Origin of the sequence: Actinomycetospora succinea, assembly GCF_004363095.1 — a bacterium.
GTDB classification, from domain to species: Bacteria; Actinomycetota; Actinomycetes; order Mycobacteriales; family Pseudonocardiaceae; genus Actinomycetospora; species Actinomycetospora succinea.
In genome coordinates this window covers 950,950-965,648 of record NZ_SNYO01000002.1, presented here as the reverse complement: position 1 = coordinate 965,648, position 14,699 = coordinate 950,950, and the positions used below count along the sequence as shown (strand labels likewise).

At 74.6% G+C, this 14,699-nt stretch carries 22 protein-coding genes; 8 read left to right on the top strand and 14 right to left on the bottom strand.

Annotated elements, in window-relative coordinates:
* Positions 1-97: 97 nt before the first annotated feature.
* From EV188_RS11120 to EV188_RS11105, 4 genes are all read left to right on the top strand, one after another.
* Positions 98-319 carry a hypothetical protein gene (locus EV188_RS11120; protein WP_133826243.1) on the top strand — a complete coding sequence of 74 codons (222 nt, stop codon included), beginning with the start codon at positions 98-100 and terminating at the stop codon, positions 317-319.
* Positions 320-464: 145 nt separating this feature from the next.
* A complete protein-coding gene (locus EV188_RS11115; RefSeq protein WP_133826242.1) occupies positions 465-896 on the top strand; it encodes an STAS domain-containing protein in 432 nt (143 codons plus the stop codon).
* Between the two features lie 35 nt (positions 897-931).
* Positions 932-1,138, top strand: coding sequence for a DUF2795 domain-containing protein (locus EV188_RS11110; protein WP_133826241.1), 207 nt, complete (start codon positions 932-934; stop codon positions 1,136-1,138).
* A 32-nt stretch (positions 1,139-1,170) separates the two neighbouring features.
* The gene (locus tag EV188_RS11105) at positions 1,171-1,662 is read left to right on the top strand and encodes a nucleoside deaminase (protein WP_243741599.1); all 492 of its coding nucleotides are present in this window, start codon (positions 1,171-1,173) and stop codon (positions 1,660-1,662) included.
* A 40-nt stretch (positions 1,663-1,702) separates the two neighbouring features.
* On the opposite strand, the gene EV188_RS11100 is transcribed toward EV188_RS11105, so the two are convergent.
* The 4 genes from EV188_RS11100 to EV188_RS11085 all read right to left on the bottom strand — a co-directional run bounded on the left by EV188_RS11100 (position 1,703) and on the right by EV188_RS11085 (position 4,407).
* Positions 1,703-2,023: a hypothetical protein gene (locus tag EV188_RS11100; RefSeq protein ID WP_133826240.1), complete on the bottom strand. Its 321-nt coding sequence runs from the start codon at positions 2,021-2,023 to the stop codon at positions 1,703-1,705.
* 130 nt (positions 2,024-2,153) lie between these two features.
* A complete protein-coding gene (locus EV188_RS11095; protein ID WP_166659822.1) occupies positions 2,154-2,783 on the bottom strand; it encodes a DUF1707 SHOCT-like domain-containing protein in 630 nt (209 codons plus the stop codon).
* 38 nt (positions 2,784-2,821) lie between these two features.
* The gene (locus tag EV188_RS11090) at positions 2,822-4,042 is read right to left on the bottom strand and encodes an RNA polymerase sigma factor (RefSeq protein WP_243741598.1); all 1,221 of its coding nucleotides are present in this window, start codon (positions 4,040-4,042) and stop codon (positions 2,822-2,824) included.
* Positions 4,043-4,056: 14 nt separating this feature from the next.
* Complete coding sequence (locus tag EV188_RS11085; RefSeq protein ID WP_133826238.1) at positions 4,057-4,407, bottom strand: YciI family protein; 351 nt, start codon at positions 4,405-4,407, stop codon at positions 4,057-4,059.
* A 166-nt stretch (positions 4,408-4,573) separates the two neighbouring features.
* Between EV188_RS11085 and EV188_RS11080 the strand changes: the two genes are divergently transcribed.
* A complete protein-coding gene (locus tag EV188_RS11080) occupies positions 4,574-4,816 on the top strand; it encodes a hypothetical protein (protein WP_133826237.1) in 243 nt (80 codons plus the stop codon).
* Here EV188_RS11080 and EV188_RS11075 read toward each other — a convergent pair.
* Positions 4,806-5,462 (bottom strand): hypothetical protein, encoded by a 657-nt coding sequence (locus EV188_RS11075; RefSeq protein ID WP_133826236.1) that lies wholly within the window; start codon positions 5,460-5,462, stop codon positions 4,806-4,808. The two genes, EV188_RS11080 and EV188_RS11075, sit on opposite strands and share 11 nt — an antisense overlap.
* A complete protein-coding gene (locus EV188_RS11070; RefSeq protein WP_166659821.1) occupies positions 5,459-5,869 on the bottom strand; it encodes a nuclear transport factor 2 family protein in 411 nt (136 codons plus the stop codon). Before EV188_RS11070 ends, EV188_RS11075 begins: the two co-directional genes overlap by 4 nt.
* A 48-nt stretch (positions 5,870-5,917) precedes the next feature.
* Here EV188_RS11070 and EV188_RS11065 point away from each other — a divergent pair, with 48 nt between their 5' ends.
* Positions 5,918-6,679 carry a class I SAM-dependent methyltransferase gene (locus tag EV188_RS11065; protein WP_133826234.1) on the top strand — a complete coding sequence of 254 codons (762 nt, stop codon included), beginning with the start codon at positions 5,918-5,920 and terminating at the stop codon, positions 6,677-6,679.
* Here the strand turns inward: EV188_RS11065 and EV188_RS11060 are convergent.
* Genes EV188_RS11060 through EV188_RS11050 form a run of 3 tightly spaced genes read right to left on the bottom strand, consistent with a single transcriptional unit; the run spans position 6,676 to position 8,495 of the window.
* Positions 6,676-7,266, bottom strand: a complete 591-nt coding sequence (locus EV188_RS11060; protein WP_133826233.1) for a TetR family transcriptional regulator — start codon at positions 7,264-7,266, stop codon at positions 6,676-6,678. The genes EV188_RS11065 and EV188_RS11060 overlap by 4 nt on opposite strands.
* A 7-nt stretch (positions 7,267-7,273) precedes the next feature.
* Positions 7,274-7,921 (bottom strand): MSMEG_1061 family FMN-dependent PPOX-type flavoprotein, encoded by a 648-nt coding sequence (locus tag EV188_RS11055; RefSeq protein WP_243741597.1) that lies wholly within the window; start codon positions 7,919-7,921, stop codon positions 7,274-7,276.
* 10 nt (positions 7,922-7,931) lie between these two features.
* Complete coding sequence (locus EV188_RS11050) at positions 7,932-8,495, bottom strand: TetR/AcrR family transcriptional regulator (RefSeq protein WP_133826232.1); 564 nt, start codon at positions 8,493-8,495, stop codon at positions 7,932-7,934.
* 96 nt (positions 8,496-8,591) lie between these two features.
* Between EV188_RS11050 and EV188_RS11045 the strand changes: the two genes are divergently transcribed.
* The gene (locus EV188_RS11045; RefSeq protein ID WP_166659820.1) at positions 8,592-9,314 is read left to right on the top strand and encodes a molybdopterin-dependent oxidoreductase; all 723 of its coding nucleotides are present in this window, start codon (positions 8,592-8,594) and stop codon (positions 9,312-9,314) included.
* On the opposite strand, the gene EV188_RS11040 is transcribed toward EV188_RS11045, so the two are convergent.
* On the bottom strand, positions 9,285-9,872 hold the full coding sequence (locus EV188_RS11040; protein ID WP_133826231.1) for a TetR/AcrR family transcriptional regulator: 588 nt from the start codon (positions 9,870-9,872) through the stop codon (positions 9,285-9,287). The genes EV188_RS11045 and EV188_RS11040 overlap by 30 nt on opposite strands.
* 69 nt (positions 9,873-9,941) lie before the next feature.
* Here EV188_RS11040 and EV188_RS11035 point away from each other — a divergent pair, with 69 nt between their 5' ends.
* A complete protein-coding gene (locus tag EV188_RS11035; RefSeq protein WP_133826230.1) occupies positions 9,942-11,081 on the top strand; it encodes an acyl-CoA dehydrogenase family protein in 1,140 nt (379 codons plus the stop codon).
* Positions 11,082-11,142: 61 nt separating this feature from the next.
* Here the strand turns inward: EV188_RS11035 and EV188_RS11030 are convergent, their stop codons facing one another.
* From EV188_RS11030 to paaZ, 4 genes are all read right to left on the bottom strand, one after another.
* Positions 11,143-11,457 carry a DUF8129 domain-containing protein gene (locus EV188_RS11030; RefSeq protein WP_208114111.1) on the bottom strand — a complete coding sequence of 105 codons (315 nt, stop codon included), beginning with the start codon at positions 11,455-11,457 and terminating at the stop codon, positions 11,143-11,145.
* A 38-nt stretch (positions 11,458-11,495) separates the two neighbouring features.
* A complete protein-coding gene (locus EV188_RS11025; RefSeq protein WP_208114110.1) occupies positions 11,496-12,131 on the bottom strand; it encodes a DedA family protein in 636 nt (211 codons plus the stop codon).
* Positions 12,132-12,254: 123 nt separating this feature from the next.
* A complete protein-coding gene (gene paaI, locus EV188_RS11020) occupies positions 12,255-12,632 on the bottom strand; it encodes a hydroxyphenylacetyl-CoA thioesterase PaaI (RefSeq protein ID WP_208114145.1) in 378 nt (125 codons plus the stop codon).
* Positions 12,633-12,654: 22 nt separating this feature from the next.
* Entirely contained in the window at positions 12,655-14,697 is a 2,043-nt protein-coding gene (gene paaZ, locus EV188_RS11015; protein WP_133826228.1) for a phenylacetic acid degradation bifunctional protein PaaZ, read from the bottom strand.
* Positions 14,698-14,699: the final 2 nt, after the last annotated feature.

Genomic DNA, 14,699 nt, shown 5'->3' with positions numbered 1-14,699 from the left:
CAGTGACCCTGCCGCGCGCCCCGAGAGGCGCGCCCCGTTCTCCCCGGAGCCGTCTCATGACCGAGCTCATCCGTCCCTCCGACCGGCGAGTCCTCCCGTGAGCGCCGAGTCCGCCGCGTGGCGGGCCCACGTCGACGCGGCCATCGACCCCCGTTTCGAGCGCGCCTTCGCGATCCTCGACGCCGTCCAGGCCGAACGGCAGCGGCCCGACGGCCGCCGCTGCGTGGGCCGCGTCCTGCAACTGCGCGGCGAGCTCGCCCAGCTGCTGGCCGAGGTCGACGGCCGCCGCGCGGACCGCGACACCCGGGAGACACCGTGACGCCCGCCGGGCACGGCGGGTGCGCGAGTTGTCGCGGTGGGTTAACTTCAGGTGACAGTCGTCGGTTGAGACCCTCACGCCGCGACGGACGCGCGGCCCGCCCCCCGGGGACCGGGCCGTCCCGTGGCCGTCCCAGGGAGGCCCGATGACCATCGACACCCCACCCGCGACCGCCCCGACCCGCACGCTCATCGACGAGGTCGATCTGCCCGGGGACCTCACCGAACGCCGCCGCCGGGCCGTGGCCGACGCCGTCGCCCACGCCGAGCCCGCCGCCACCGGCAACCGCCGCGCCGCGGTCGGCATCCGCCGGTACGGGCCGGGCTGCGTGGCCATCGCGCTGCGCGGGCGGTTCGACCGCGCCGGCCGCGAGCGGCTGCGCGCCCTGGCCGGCGAGGTCGAACGTCAGGCGGGCACCGAGCTCGTCATCGACCTGTCCGGCCTCGACGGGTGCGACGCCGGCCTCGCGCGCGTGCTCGCCCGGCTGCGCATCCGCTGCCTGGCCCGCGAGGCCCGCGTGGAGCTGCACGACCCGCCGGAGGCCCTCGCCGCCGAGCTGGGCCAGTTCCGGCTCTGAGTGACGGCTCTGAGTCGGCGATCGAGGAGGACCGCATGACCGATCGCGACGACCTGCGCGTGCGCAAGGCGCTGCAGGGCATGGCGTTCCCGGCCGACCGGACCCAGGTGATCTCCTGGGTCACCGACCGCGGGGAGGGCGACGACCGGGTGCTCACCGCCCTGCGCGCCCTGCCCGACCGCACCTACTCGACGGCCGACGACGTCGTCATCTCGGTGCCCCAGCGACCCGACCAGGCCTGACGTCACGGGGTCGCGGGTGGCACGGTCGTGCCGTGTCCCGCGCGATCACCGATGACGACCTCGCCCACCTGCGCCACTGTGTGGACCTCGCGCGCGAGGCCCTCGAGGCCGGCGACGAACCGTTCGGGTCCGTGCTCGTCGGTCCCGGTGGCCGGGTCCGCTTCGCCGACCGCAACCGGGTGGCCGGCGGCGACGCCACCCAGCACCCGGAGTTCGCGATCGCCCGCTGGGCGGCCGCCGAGCTGACGCCCGAGGAGCGGGCCGCGAGCACCGTCTACACCTCCGGCGAGCACTGCCCGATGTGCTCCGCGGCGCACGCCTGGGTCGGGCTGGGCCCGATCGTCTACGCGAGCTCGTCGGCGCAGCTGACGTCCTGGCGCGCCGAGCTCGGCGCCGCCCCGTCGCCGGTGCGCCCGATCCCGATCACCGAGGTCGCGCCCGCGCTGCGCGTCGCCGGCCCGGTGCCCCCGCTCGACGAGGAGGTCCGGGCCCTGCAAGTCCGCCACCTGAACACACGTGCGTGATCTTCTGAGCTATAGCTCAGAAGATCACGCACGTAGGAGGTCAGAAGCCGTTCGGGTCGGTGGCGACGGTCTCGTAGGTGCCGTCGGAGTTCGTGTCGACCGCGGAGGTGTCGAAGTCACCGTCGTTGTCGGTGTCGAGGAGGATCGTCTCGCCGTAGCCGTCCGCGTTGGTGTCGACCATGGCCGACTCGAACGACCCGTTGTGGTCGGTGTCGGCGATGATCGTGTCGACGGCGCCGTTGTGGTCCTCGTCGGTCGACACCGAGTCGATCTGCCCGGTGGCGTCGGTCGTGTAGGTGCCGACGACCTGGCCGTTCGCGCCGTAGACGGTGCCGTTCGCGAACTGGTAGTTCTCGCTCATGATCGTTGCTCGCTCTCGGTGAGTGCCGGTGCCCGTCGTGGTGGGCGTTCGGCACTCTGACGGTGCGGGCGGGCGCGGATGTTCCCCGCTGAGCAGGGAATCCTTTCCGTCCGCGATCGGCTACGCAGCGTCAGTCGTCGTCATCGTCGTCGTCCCGCAGCCCGCCCTGGGCGGCCTCCGCGGGCGTGACGACCTGGACGTTGCCGAACGCGCCGTTCGCGTCGACGACGACCTCGGGCAGCGAGGCCCCGCCCGGCGGCGTCGCGCACGCCTGCTCGCAGCGGGTGCTGCCGAAGATCATCGTCCCGGTGGTGCGCGCGACCATCCCGGGCGGCACGACGACCTCGGTCCGGCCGAAGAGCGTGGCCACCTGCACCTCGGGGTCGCCCGGCGTCGCCTGCACGGTGCGGTTGCCGAAGACGCTGGCGCCGTCGTCGGCGGTGACGAGGTGCCCGCCGACGAAGACCGCGACGGCCGCGAGGACGACGGGCACCACGGCCTTCCCGATCCGCTCGTGGAACGGCGGGCGCGACGGCTCCGCTGGCTTCGCCGGGGTCGGTGCGGGAGCCGGGGCCGCGCCCGGGATGTCGGCGACCAGGACGTCGAGCTCGCGCTGGGTGCGCGCCGCCCAGGCCTGCTGGGTGCGCTCGTCGTACTCCACGAGCGTCAGCACGCCGTCGTCGAGGGCGGAGCGGAGACGGTCGTCGGTCGCCCGCCGCTCGCGGTCGCCGATCCGCATCTCGGGGGGCTCCGCGCTCATGGCCCCCATCCTGCCCTCACCGCGCGTGTGAGACCGGTTCACCCACGGCGACGGCGCGCGGTCAGCAGCGCCCGGTCGTCGGGGTCGTCGGTGCGCGCGAGCGCGGCGTCGAGCGCGTCCCGGGCCTCGTCGTCGCGCCCCAGCCGCCCGAGCAGGTCGGCGCGCACGGCGTGCAGCAGGTGGTAGCGGTCGAGGCGCTCGGCGAGCTCCTCGACGATGATCAGCGCCGCCGCGGGCCCCTCGGTCTCGGCGAGCGCGACGGCCCGGTTGAGCGCGACGGTCGGGCTCGGCGCGAGGGCGAGCAGCTGGTCGTGCAGCGCGACGATCTGGGCCCAGTCGGTCGCGGCGGTGTCCGGCGCGGAGGCGTGGACGGCGTTGATCGCGGCCTGGAGCTGGTAGGGCCCGGGTGCGTCGCGGCGCAGGCAGCGGCGCACCAGGGCGAGGCCCTCGGCGACGAGCTCGGCGTCCCACCGCGCGCGGTCCTGGTCGGCGAGCAGCACCCGCGACCCGTCCGCCGCCGTCCGCGCGGGCCGGCGGGCCTCGGTGAGCAGCATGAGCGCGAGCAGCCCGAGCACCTCGGGCTCGTCGGGCATCAGCTCGGCGAGCAGGCGGCCGAGCCGGATCGCCTCGGCGGCGAGGTCGTCGCGGGTCGCCGTCGCGTGGCCCTCGGTGAAGACGAGGTAGACGACGGCGAGGACGCCGGGCACGCGGTCGGGCAGATCGGCGTCGTGGGGCACGCGGTACGGGATGCGGGCGGCCCGGATCTTGTTCTTGGCGCGGACGATGCGCTGGGCCATCGTCGCCTCGGGCACGAGGAACGCGCGGGCGATCTCGGGGGTCTCGAGCCCGCCGAGCAGGCGCAGCGTCAGGGCCACACGCGCGGGCAGGGCGAGGGCCGGGTGGCAGCACGTGAAGATCATGCGCAGGCGGTCGTCGTGCACCGGTCCTCCTTCCTCCGCCTCGTCGGGCTCGTCCTGCGGCTGTTCCTCCCGGAACGCGCGCGCCTCCTTGTCCCGCCCGACGGCGTCGCGGCGCAGGCGATCGAGCGCGCGGCGGCGGGCGGTGGTGACGATCCAGCCGCCCGGGTTCGGCGGTACGCCGTCGGCGGGCCAGCGGGTCAGGGCGACGGTGAGCGCGTCCTGCACGGCGTCCTCGGCGAGGTCGATGTCGCCGAGGACGCGCGTCAGCGTCGCCACGCACCGCCCGTACTCCTCGGTGACGATCCGGGTGATCGTCACCGAGGACAGGGGCTCGCTCACGGCGCCCAACTTCTTCAGGGCGCCCAGTGGAAGGGCCGGACCTCGATCGCCAGGCCGATGGCCTCGGTGGAGCGGCGACCCCAGTGCAGGGCGGCGTCGAGGTCGGGGGCGTCGATGATCGTCAGGCCGCCCACGTACTCCTTGAGCTCGACGAACGGGCCGTCGGTGACCAGCACGTCGTCGCCGCTGCGCCGCAGCACTGTCGCGGTGTCGGGCGCCTCGAGGCCGCCGGAGAACACCCAGACGCCGGCCTCCTGCATGTCGCTCTGGAGCTTCGCGACGTTGCCCATGATCACGTTCATCTCGTCCTCGGACGGCGGCTCGCCCTCGGTGGGCGTGACGACGCTGAGCAGGTAGTGAGCCATGGTGTCCTCCTGGCGTGTGGTGCGGGCCCGGCGCCCGCACGCCCCTCCACGAACGGGTCCGACGCCGATCGACAGGTCCGGCGAAGATTTTTCCGGACGGATTCTCGGGGACGGCCGTAGTGTCCCTCGTGATCGCGCCGCCGACGGGTCGTCGAGGAGGACGGACATGCTGTGTGTCTTGACCGGCCGGGGCCGGTACGCCGGCGGGGTCGACCGCCCGGTGGACGCGGACGGCAACCCGCCCCCGGAGATCGAGCTCCGGTCGCCGAAGCGCTTCAAGCGTGCGGACCCCCGGCGCGGCAACGTCTACATCGTCGACGTCAGCGTGTTCGTCCGCGCCGGCGTGACGCGCGACGGCGAGCCGCAGTACGTGCTCGACCGCAAGCTGACCGAGGAGGTCACCGACTGAGCCGTGGCTCCCGCAGCCACGCCACGCTGATCGCGAGGATCCAGGCGACGAACAGGCCGAGCGGGGCGGCGATGCCTCCGAGCAGGCCGTTGCCCGAGTTCCAGGGGCCCGTGAGCGTGCCGATGCCGCCGACCGCGCCCGCGTTCGCGACCACACCGGCGAGCGCGAGCCATCCCGACCACCGGGGCAGGACGTCCGACCCGAACGCCACGACCGCCACGGCCACGAAGAACGCCACCCCCGCGAAGGCGGCCGGTGCGGCGAGCACGAACCCGCCCACGTGCAGGGCGTAGGCGCTCGCCGGGTCGACGGCCGCGACCAGCCCGGCCGCCATCACCAGCCCGATCGCCACGTTCAGCGCGGTCGTGAACACCACCGCCGCGCCCAGTCCGGTCCACGACCAGGCCCGGACGCCGGCGTCGGCGGAGAGCCGCTCTGCGAGCGCACCGAGGAACACCAGCAGGAACAGGTAGCCGACGCTCACCGAGAGGGCCACGACCTGCATGAGCGGCAGGTCGCCGGCCCAGTAGTCGACCACGGCGGCCGCCGACCGGAGGTCCGGGAACCCCGGCACGGCCACCGCCATCGGTGCCCACGTCACGCAGAGCAGCACGCCCGACCACGGCCCCCAGCGCACGCTGCTCACCGCCCGCTCCCGTCCGCGAGGAAGCGGGCGAGCCGCGCGGGGTCGGCGTGCAGCATCGTCGACCGCACGACCAGCCCGTCGCGCACGTCGTAGACCCCGACCTCGTCCTCGTCGAGCCGCGCGCCCCGCGACTCGTCGACGGCACGGTGCCGGAACACCGCGACGACCCGGCCGTCGTCGGTCTCCCCGAAGCTCGCCCCGAGCGGCTCGCGTCCGCCCTGGTAAGGGCCCCAGGCGCGGAGGAACGCCGCGGCGTGCTCGCGGGCGTCGCGGTACACCCCGCCGTAGGGCAGGGCCGCCGACTCGTGGATCTCAGGACGCTCGGCGTAGCAGGCGAGCAGCGCTGCCGGGTTGCGCGTCTCGACCGCCGCTAAGAGCCGGCGGACCACGTCCACGCGCTGCGACATCGCTGTCCCCTCTCGTCGAGAGCGATAGTAGACCATATCGTCTAATTGATGGACACCGAGTCGACGGACCCCTACGCGCACTTCGCCCCCGGCTACGGCCGCCACCGCCGCCCGGACCCGCGCATCGCCGCGTGCGTGGACGAGGCCCTCGGCGACGCCCGACGGGTGCTGAACGTCGGGGCCGGCGCCGGGTCCTACGAGCCGGCGGGACGTGTCGTCCTCGCCTGCGACCCCTCGCCGGCGATGCTGGCCCAGCGCCCGGCCGGGGCGGCGCCGGCGATTCGCGCCGAGGCCGAGGCGCTCCCGGTCGCCGACCGGGTCGTCGACGCCGCGCTCGCGGTGCTCACCGTGCACCACTGGCGCGACCCCGCCGCCGGGCTCGCCGAGCTGGTGCGGGTGTCGCGACGCCAGGTGGTCCTGACCTGGGATCCTGACGTCATGCGCCGGTTCTGGCTGGTCGCGGACTACCTGCCCGGGATCGCGGACGCCGAGGCGGGTCTGGCGACGCTCGACGTCGTCGTCGCCACCCTGGCCGGCCTCGGGCAGCAGGTCGCGGTCCGTCCGGTGCCCGTGCCGGCGGACTGCACCGACGGCTTCCTCGCCGCCCACTGGGCCCGTCCGCACGCCTACCTCGACCCCGGCGTCCGCGCTGCGGCCTCGGGGCTGGCCCGCCTACCGGAGCCGGTCGTCGACGCCGCGGTCGCGCGGCTCGCGGACGACCTCGCCACGGGCCGATGGCACTGGCGGTACGGAGCGGTCGCTGCCGGTAGCAGCGCCGACCTCGGGTACCGGCTCGTCGTCGCCCGCTAGTCCTGCAGGGCGGCGCGCACCGCGCGCCCGAGCGGGTCGCGCAGCTCCGGCGGGGGTGGCCGCCGGGCGAGGAGGTGACGCCAGAGCGCGCCGAGGGGGAGGTCGACGACGGCGAGGACGGTCCGCTCGACGGCCGCGGGGCTCGCGCGGCCGTGCAGGCGCGTGGCCAGGTCCGCCACGCCGCGCTCGAGGGGCGCGTTCACCGTCGTCAGCCGGCGGGCGAGGTCCTCGTCGCGGACGCCGCGCTCGACGTCCTGCCGGCGCAGAGTGAGGAGCAGCGCGGCGTCGTCGGGCTGCTCGCGGGCGAAGTCGTGCAGGGTCAGCGCCGCCGCCACGCCGACGTCCACCGCGTCCCCGGGGCCCTCGAGGGCGGCGAGGAAGCGGTCCTGCGAGGCGCGGACGGCGCGCAGCCACATCGTCGCGAGCAGGTCGTCGAGCGTCCCGAAGCGGTGGTAGATCGAGCCCTTCGGCGCGCCGCTGGCCACGACGATGCGGTCGACGGTCGCCGCGCGCACGCCGTCGGCGAGGACCAGTTCCCGTGCCGCGTCGAGGATGCTGCCCGCCGGGTGGCGTTCCGCTCGGCCCACGCCGCGCTCAGTACAGGAGCTTGCGGTAGTTGTCCGGCGCGTAGCGCTGCTCGAGCTCCTCGAGCGAGGAGTCGGGGCTGGTCCGGTGGGCGATCTCGGCGACGCTCGGGAGGTCGACGGGCTCCCAGGCGTCGGGGTCCCAGAGCCCGGAGCGCATGAGGGCCTTCGGGCAGTGGAAGAAGACCTCGTCGACGGTGACCTCGGTGAGGATGCGCGGGCGGTGGCCGCGGACCTCGAACTCGGCGGCCTCGTCGGGGTCCAGGAGGAGCCGCGCCCGCCCGTTCACCCGGAGCGTGTCGCGGCGGCGCGGGACGAGGAACAGCAGGGCGACGTGGGGGTCGCCCAGAATGTTGATCATCCCGTCGACGCGGCGGTTGCCGGGCCGGTCGGGCAGCAGCAGGGTCCGGTCGTCGGCCACGAGCACCGCGCCCGCCGGGTCGCCCTTGGGGGAGACGTCCAGCGAGCCGTCGGCCCCGGACGTGGCCAGCAGGTGCAGCGTCGAGCTGTCGATGAAGGCCCGGTCGACGTCGTCGAGCAGCGGGCGCACCTTGGTCCGGGCGCGGGCCATCGGCTCGCCGACGACCTCGCGCAGCTGCTCGAGGTCGGTGATCACCGTCCCGCCGCGTGTGCCCGACTCGCTCCCCACCTCGTCCACCGGCCCGAGGCTACGGTCCCGCGGGCGGTGGCGCGAAGAGCCGGCGCTGCACGGTCCGGAGCACGTCGGCGCGGGTGCGGGTGCCGTGGCCGGCGGCGACGAGGGGGTCGGCGACCGCCACCGCGAACGCGATGAGGCAGCGGGCCTCGAGGTCGTCCTCGTCGGTGCACACGGGCGCCAGCAGCTCGCGCAGGTAGCCGATGCGCAGGTCGTCGACCCGCCGCAGGCGCTCGGCGACCGCCGCGTCGCGCCGCGCCCAGTCGCGGACGGCGAGGTCGATCGGGCGCAGCTCGGGGCTGAACGTGAGCTCGGCGGCCCGCCGTGCCCGGGTCCGCGCGTCGCCGCCCTCCTGCTCGACCTGGGCGAGGACCTGGTCGGTGCTGCGCGCCTCCCAGGCGTCGAGCACCTCGGTGAGGAGGGCGGGCCGGTCGGCGAAGTAGCCGTAGAAGCCGCCCTTGCTGACGCCCAGCGAGCGCGCCAGGGACTCGACCTGCACGGCGTCCGGCCCGGCCGTGGCCAGCGCCCGCAGCCCCGCGTCGATCCAGCGGTGCCGGGGCGTGCGGGCGAGCGCCACGGCGGCGTCCCTCCTCGGTCTCGGTCTGTACGGCACCGTACAGACGCTGCTAGCGTCGCCTTCGTGTACGACCCCGTATAGACCGAGGGGAACGCGATGACCACGACACACGCCGTCGCCCACGGCCTGCGGCTGCCGCCCGGCCAGCGCGCCGTCGAGGGGTTCCCGCGCTTCGGCACGCACCTCCACCACCCGGCCCCGGAGATCCCCGCGGACCACGTGATCGAGGTCGGCGGAGCCGTGCGCGCCCCGTTCTCGGTGTCCCCGGCCGACCTCGCGCGGCTGCCGCGCCGCGAGCTCACGGCCGACTTCCACTGCGTCGCCGGGTGGTCGGCGGTCGACCTGCGCTGGGAGGGCGTCGGGTTCGACGACTTCTACCGCGACGTCCTCGCGCCCGCCCTCGACCCGGCCGCCGCGGTCACCCACGTCGTCTTCCGCGGGCTCGACCACCACCGGTCGGTCGTGACGCTCGAGGACGCGCTGGCGGGCGACGTCCTGCTCGCCGAGAACCTCGACGGACGCCCGCTCGACAGCGACCACGGCGCCCCGGTCCGGCTCGTCAGCCCGAGCCAGTACGGCTTCGTCAGCACCAAGCACCTCAGCCGCATCGAGCTGCTGACCGCCCCGCCGACGGGGTCCCACGGGTCCCTGGCGCTCCGGTTGCTCGAGGAGCACCCGCGCGCGCGGGTCTGGGAGGAGGAGCGCCACGGCACGCTGCCCGGGCGCTGGGTGCGGCCGGTCTACCGGCTGCTCGTCCCGCCGCTGCGGGCCCTCTGCGCCTGGGGACGCTCAGGGCCGCGCGAGGCCGTGGAGCAGTAGCGCCGCCAGCGCCTCGTACGCCTCGGCGTCGGCGAGGCCGGTGGCGCCGGCGATGCGGCGCTGCTGGATCGCCACCATCGTCGTCGCGACGGTCTCGGCGGCGAACGACACCGGGACGTCGCGGAAGTCGCCGGCCGCGACGCCCTCGCCGATGAGCTCGCCGACGCGCCGGGCGGCGGCCTCCGTGTTGCGCGCGTAGACCTCGGCGGCCGGCGGGAACGCGGCCATGTCGTCGAAGAACCCGGCCGACGCGGGCGCGAGCTCGGCGGCGACGGCGCGCAGGTAGGCGGCCACGCGGTCGGCAGGGGCCGCGCAGGCGGCGACGGCGGCCTCGACGCGGACGGTGGCGCGCTCGAAGAAGCGCACGACCGCCGCGCGCACCAGCTGCTCCTTCGACCCCGCGAGCGCGTAGAGCGTGCGCTTCGAGCAGCGCAGGCGAGCGGCGACGTCGTCGAGGGTCAGGTGGGCGAAGCCCTCAGCGAGCAGCAGGTCGATGAGGGCGTCGAAGAGCTCCGAGTGGCGCGCGGCACCGCGGCGCGTCGGGCTCGGGGCGGTCACGGCCCTACCCTAACGCTCCTGTCATCGGTACTCTAGGACCGTTCTCAGTACCGTTAAGGAGCGTCCGCGATGCCCGTCGACCGTCTGCTGCCCACCCAGGAGGCCGAGGACCTGCTGGACCTGACCCGCGATCTCGCGGACAAGGAGCTCGCGACGCGGGTGGAGGAGCACGAGCGCGCGGAGACCTACCCGGAGGGCCTGTTCGCGACGCTCGGCGAGGCGGGGCTGCTGGGACTGCCGTACTCCGAGGAGCTCGGGGGCGGCGGGCAGCCCTACGAGGTCTACCTGCAGGTGCTCGAGGAGCTCGCGGCGCGGTGGGCCGCGGTGGCGGTCGCGACGAGCGTGCACTCGCTGTCGTGCTTCCCGCTGGCGACGTTCGGCACCGCCGAGCAGCAGCAGCGCTGGCTGCCCGACATGCTCGGCGGGGGGCTCATCGGCGGATACTCGCTGTCGGAGCCGCAGGCCGGGTCGGACGCGGCGGCGCTGCGGTGCAAGGCCTCGCCCGCCGACGGCGGCTACGCGATCACCGGCACCAAGGCCTGGATCACGCACGGCGGGAAGGCCGACTTCTACGCCCTGTTCGCCCGCACCGGCGAGGGCTCGCGGGGCGTGTCGTGCTTCCTCGCGCCCGGGCAGGCCGAGGGCCTGTCGTGGGGCCGACCCGAGGAGAAGATGGGCCTCCACGGGGTCCCGACCTGCACCGCCAACTGGGACGGCGCCGTCCTCGAGGGCGACCGGCTGATCGGCACCGAGGGCCAGGGCCTCGAGATCGCCTTCTCGGCGCTCGACTCCGGCCGGCTGGGCATCGCCGCGTGCGCGACCGGGCTGGCCCAGGCCGCGCTGGACGCCGCCGTGGACTACGCGAACGAGCGGGAGACGTTCGGCAAGAAGATCGTCGACCACCAGGGGCTCGGGTTCGTGCTCGCCGACATGGCCGCCGCGGTCGACTCGGCGCGCGCGACCTATCTGGACGCGGCGCGCCGCCGTGACCTCGGCCGGCCCTACGGGCGCCAGGCCAGCGTCGCCAAGCTCGTCGCCACCGACGCGGCCATGAAGGTCACCACCGACGCCGTGCAGGTGTTCGGCGGCTACGGCTACACCCGCGACTTCCCGGTGGAGCGCTACATGCGCGAAGCCAAGATCATGCAGATCTTCGAGGGCACCAACCAGATCCAGCGCCTGGTCATCAGCCGCCATTTCGCGCGCTAGGTGCGCTTCGCGCATGTGAGCACTTTGGACGGCTATAGCCGTCCACACTGCTCACCTGGCGCTAGCCACCCCAGGTCACCTGGCGCAGGCCGTGGCGGTCGGGCGGGCCGGGCTGGGCGGCGCCGTCGGGGGAGACCGGCGAGCCGTGGGCGGTCCCGCCCTCGCGGGCCTCGGACTGGTCGCCACCGGACGGCGTGTCGCCCGCGTCGAGCTCGGCGATCCGGGTGCGCAGCACCTCGATCACCGGCATGCGCGACGAGTGGGCCCGCTCGTGCTCGAGCAGCCCCTCCACCTCGTCACGCTCGAGCGAGCGGATGCGGTGCTTGACGGTGTCGACCGTGGCGTGGTCGAAGTCGGGGAACGGTGCGTCGGCCACGGGCTCCTCCTCGGTGAGTGAGCCCGCGGCATACCCGCTCAGGACGCGGGCGCACCCTCCTCCGGCCGGGTGAGCAGCCCGATCACGCGCCGTTTGACGAGGAACCCGACGACCAGGGCGGCGATCACCGCGACGATCAGCCCCGCCCACGAGAACCGCTTGAGCCAGGTCTCGGCCGCGATCCCGAGCGCGTAGACGGCGGCCGTCGTGCCGAACGTCCACAGGAAGCCGCCGACGAGGTTCGCCGGCATGAACTTGCGGTACGGCATCCGGAGCGCGCCGGCCAGCGGGCCCGCGAGGATCCGCAGGATCGCGATGAACCGGCCGATGATGACCGTCAGCACGCCCCAGCGCTCGAACGCCCGCTCAGCGATGGCGACGTGCCCGGGGCCGAAGTGCTTCGGGAACCGTCGCCCGGCCGCCTCGAGCAGCCCGATCCCGTAGCGCCGCCCGACGGCGAAGCCGATGGAGTCGCCCACCACCGCGCCGACCAGCGCGGCCGTCGCCACCCAGATCGCGGACACCGCCAGCTCGGGACGGGTGGCCATGAGCGTCGCGCTGACCAGCACGATCTCGCCGGGCAGGGGGATGCCGAAGCTCTCGATCCCGACCACGCCGAGGACGGTGAGGTACACCGCCAGCGGCGGGATCGTCTGCAGCCACTCAGCGATCACCCGGGACCCCTCTCACGCCGTGTCGTCCTCGAGCATGACGCACCGTGGCGATCGCCGACAGTCGCCCTGTCAGAAGCGCGACATCAGGGGCAGAACGGTCTACGGAACGTGACGCACCGGGTGCTAGCTGCTCCGCAAGGTGCGGCTGCGGCCCCGGAACTCCGCGATGACCTGACCGTCGCGCGGTCGGGTCACCGTGACGTCGTAGACGCCGCTGCGCCCGAACGCGACCCGCTCGGCCGCCTCGGCGAGGAGCACGTCGCCGAGCTGGGCCGACGCGACGAAGACGATGTCCGCGGCCGCCGCGACGGCGACCGGGCCCGGCGAGTTGCAGGCGCACGCGAACGTCGAGTCGGCGAGCAGGAACAGGTAGCCGCCGTGGCACATCCCGTGGCCGTTGACCATCTCCGCGGTCACCGGCATCGAGACCCGCGCGCGCCCCTCCGACGCCTCGTGCAGCTCCATCCCGAGCTTGCGCGACGCGGCGTCGTCGTCCCACATGCGCCGCACGGACGCGGTGATGTCAGGCATCGCGCCCCTCCGACCGACGAGCCACCAGCGTCAGCACGTCGTACTTCGCCACCGGCTCGCCGGCCGCGTTGACGACCTCGGCGTCCCAGCGCACCTCGCCGTACGCCGCCGAGGCGCGCGGCGAGATCTGCTTGGCGGTCAGCGTGATCGTCAGCTCGTCGTCGAACTTCACCGGCGTCAGGAAGCGCAGGTTGTCGACGCCGAAGTTGGCGAGCACCGGGCCCGGCGCCGGGTCGACGAACAGGCCCGCGGCGAACGAGACCACGAGGTAGCCGTGGGCCACGCGCTCGCCGAAGAACGGGTTCGCGGCGGCCGCCTCGGCGTCGAGGTGGGCGTAGAACGTGTCGCCGGTGAACTCGGCGAAGTGCTCGACGTCGGCCTCGGTCACCCGGCGCGGACCGCCGACGACCGTGTCGCCCGGCCTGAGGTCCTCCAGGTGCTTGCGGAACGGGTGCTCGTCGGTGACGGTCCGCGCGCTGCCCGGCACCCACCGCCCGGTGATCGTCGAGAGCATGTCCGGGCTGCCCTGGACCGCGGTGCGCTGCATGTGGTGGGCGACGCCGCGCAGCCCGCCCATCTCCTCGCCGCCGCCGGCGCGACCCGGGCCACCGTGCACGAGCTGGGGCATCGGCGAGCCGTGGCCCGTCGACTCCTTCGCGTCGGTGCGGTCGAGGACGAGCAGGCGCCCGTGCCACGGCGCCGTGCCGAGCACGACCTCGCGCGCGAACTCCGGGTCGGCGGTGACCACCGAGCCCGCCAGCGACCCCTGGCCGCGCGCGGCGAGCTCGACGACCTCGGAGGTCGACGAGTACGGGACAACCGTCGACACCGGGCCGAACGCCTCGACCTCGTGCACCGCGGCGCTGTCGGCCGGCGCGCGCAGCAGCACCGGCGAGAGGAACGCGCCCCGCTGGGCGTCGGCGCCGGTGACCTCCACCTGCTCGGGGTCGCCGAACACGACCTCGGCGCCGTCGGTCAGCGACTTCAGCGAGCGGCGGACCTCCTCGCGCTGCTCCAGACCGGCGAGGGCGCCCATCGTGACGGCGGGATCCGACGGGTCCCCGACGACGACGGCCGCGAGCTTCTCCCGCACCGCCTCGACCACGGCGTCGGCCTGCGCCTCCGGAACGAACGCACGCCGGATCGCCGTGCACTTCTGGCCCGCCTTGACCGTCATCTCGGTGACGAGCTGGGACACGTACAGGTCGAACTCCGGCGTCCCCGGCGTCGCGTCCGGACCGAGGATCGAGCAGTTCAGCGAGTCGGCCTCGGCGGTGAACCGCACCGCGCGCGCCGAGAGCACCGGGTGGGTGCGCAGTTGCCGGGCGGTGGACGCCGAGCCGGTGAACGAGACGAGGTCCTGCTCGGTGAGGTGGTCGAACAGGTCGCCGACCGAGCCCGCGAGGAACTGCACCGCGCCGTCGGGCAGCAGCCCCGACTCGGAGATCAGCCGGGCCAGCTCGGCGGTGAGGAACGCGGTCGGCGTCGCCGGCTTGATGATCGACGGGACGCCGGCGAGGAGCGCCGGCGCGAGCTTCTCCAGCGGGCCCCAGACCGGGAAGTTGTAGGCGTTGACCTGCACCGCGACGCCCTGCAGCGGCGTGTACAGGTGCTGGGCGAGGAACGTGCCGCCCTTGCTCAGCGGCACGACGTCGCCGTCGAGCCACGGCCCGGACGCGGGCAGCTCGCGCTTGCCCAGCGACGCGTAGGCCTGCAGCACGCCGATGCCGCCGTCGACGTCGAACTTCGCGTCGCCCTTCGTCGCGCCGGTGCGCGCGGAGACGGCGTAGAGCTCCTCGCGGTGCTCGCGCAGGTGGCCCGCCAGGGCCTTGAGCAGCGACGCGCGCTCGTGGAACGACAGCTCGCGCAGCGCTGCGCCGCCGACGCGGCGCCCGTACCCGGCGACCGCGGCCATGTCGATGCCGTCGGTGGTGAGCCGGCCGATCTCCTCGCCGGTGACGGCGTCGGTCATCGGGCGGCCCTCGGCGTCGGGGGTGACCCGGTCGCCGAGGACGTGGCTGGCAAGGGTGCTCATCA

What these genes read in the sequence shown, in the direction of transcription:
- EV188_RS11115 (WP_133826242.1), top strand. Translation starts at nt 465, where the DNA reads ATGACCATCGACACCCCACCCGCGACCGCCCCGACCCGCACGCTCATC.
- EV188_RS11110 (WP_133826241.1), top strand. Translation starts at nt 932, where the DNA reads ATGACCGATCGCGACGACCTGCGCGTGCGCAAGGCGCTGCAGGGCATG.
- EV188_RS11100 (WP_133826240.1), bottom strand. Translation starts at nt 2,023, where the DNA reads ATGAGCGAGAACTACCAGTTCGCGAACGGCACCGTCTACGGCGCGAAC.
- EV188_RS11095 (WP_166659822.1), bottom strand. Translation starts at nt 2,783, where the DNA reads ATGAGCGCGGAGCCCCCCGAGATGCGGATCGGCGACCGCGAGCGGCGG.
- EV188_RS11085 (WP_133826238.1), bottom strand. Translation starts at nt 4,407, where the DNA reads ATGGCTCACTACCTGCTCAGCGTCGTCACGCCCACCGAGGGCGAGCCG.
- EV188_RS11080 (WP_133826237.1), top strand. Translation starts at nt 4,574, where the DNA reads ATGCTGTGTGTCTTGACCGGCCGGGGCCGGTACGCCGGCGGGGTCGAC.
- EV188_RS11070 (WP_166659821.1), bottom strand. Translation starts at nt 5,869, where the DNA reads ATGTCGCAGCGCGTGGACGTGGTCCGCCGGCTCTTAGCGGCGGTCGAG.
- EV188_RS11065 (WP_133826234.1), top strand. Translation starts at nt 5,918, where the DNA reads ATGGACACCGAGTCGACGGACCCCTACGCGCACTTCGCCCCCGGCTAC.
- EV188_RS11045 (WP_166659820.1), top strand. Translation starts at nt 8,592, where the DNA reads ATGACCACGACACACGCCGTCGCCCACGGCCTGCGGCTGCCGCCCGGC.
- EV188_RS11035 (WP_133826230.1), top strand. Translation starts at nt 9,942, where the DNA reads ATGCCCGTCGACCGTCTGCTGCCCACCCAGGAGGCCGAGGACCTGCTG.
- paaI (WP_208114145.1), bottom strand. Translation starts at nt 12,632, where the DNA reads ATGTGGGACGACGACGCCGCGTCGCGCAAGCTCGGGATGGAGCTGCAC.
- paaZ (WP_133826228.1), bottom strand. Translation starts at nt 14,697, where the DNA reads ATGAGCACCCTTGCCAGCCACGTCCTCGGCGACCGGGTCACCCCCGAC.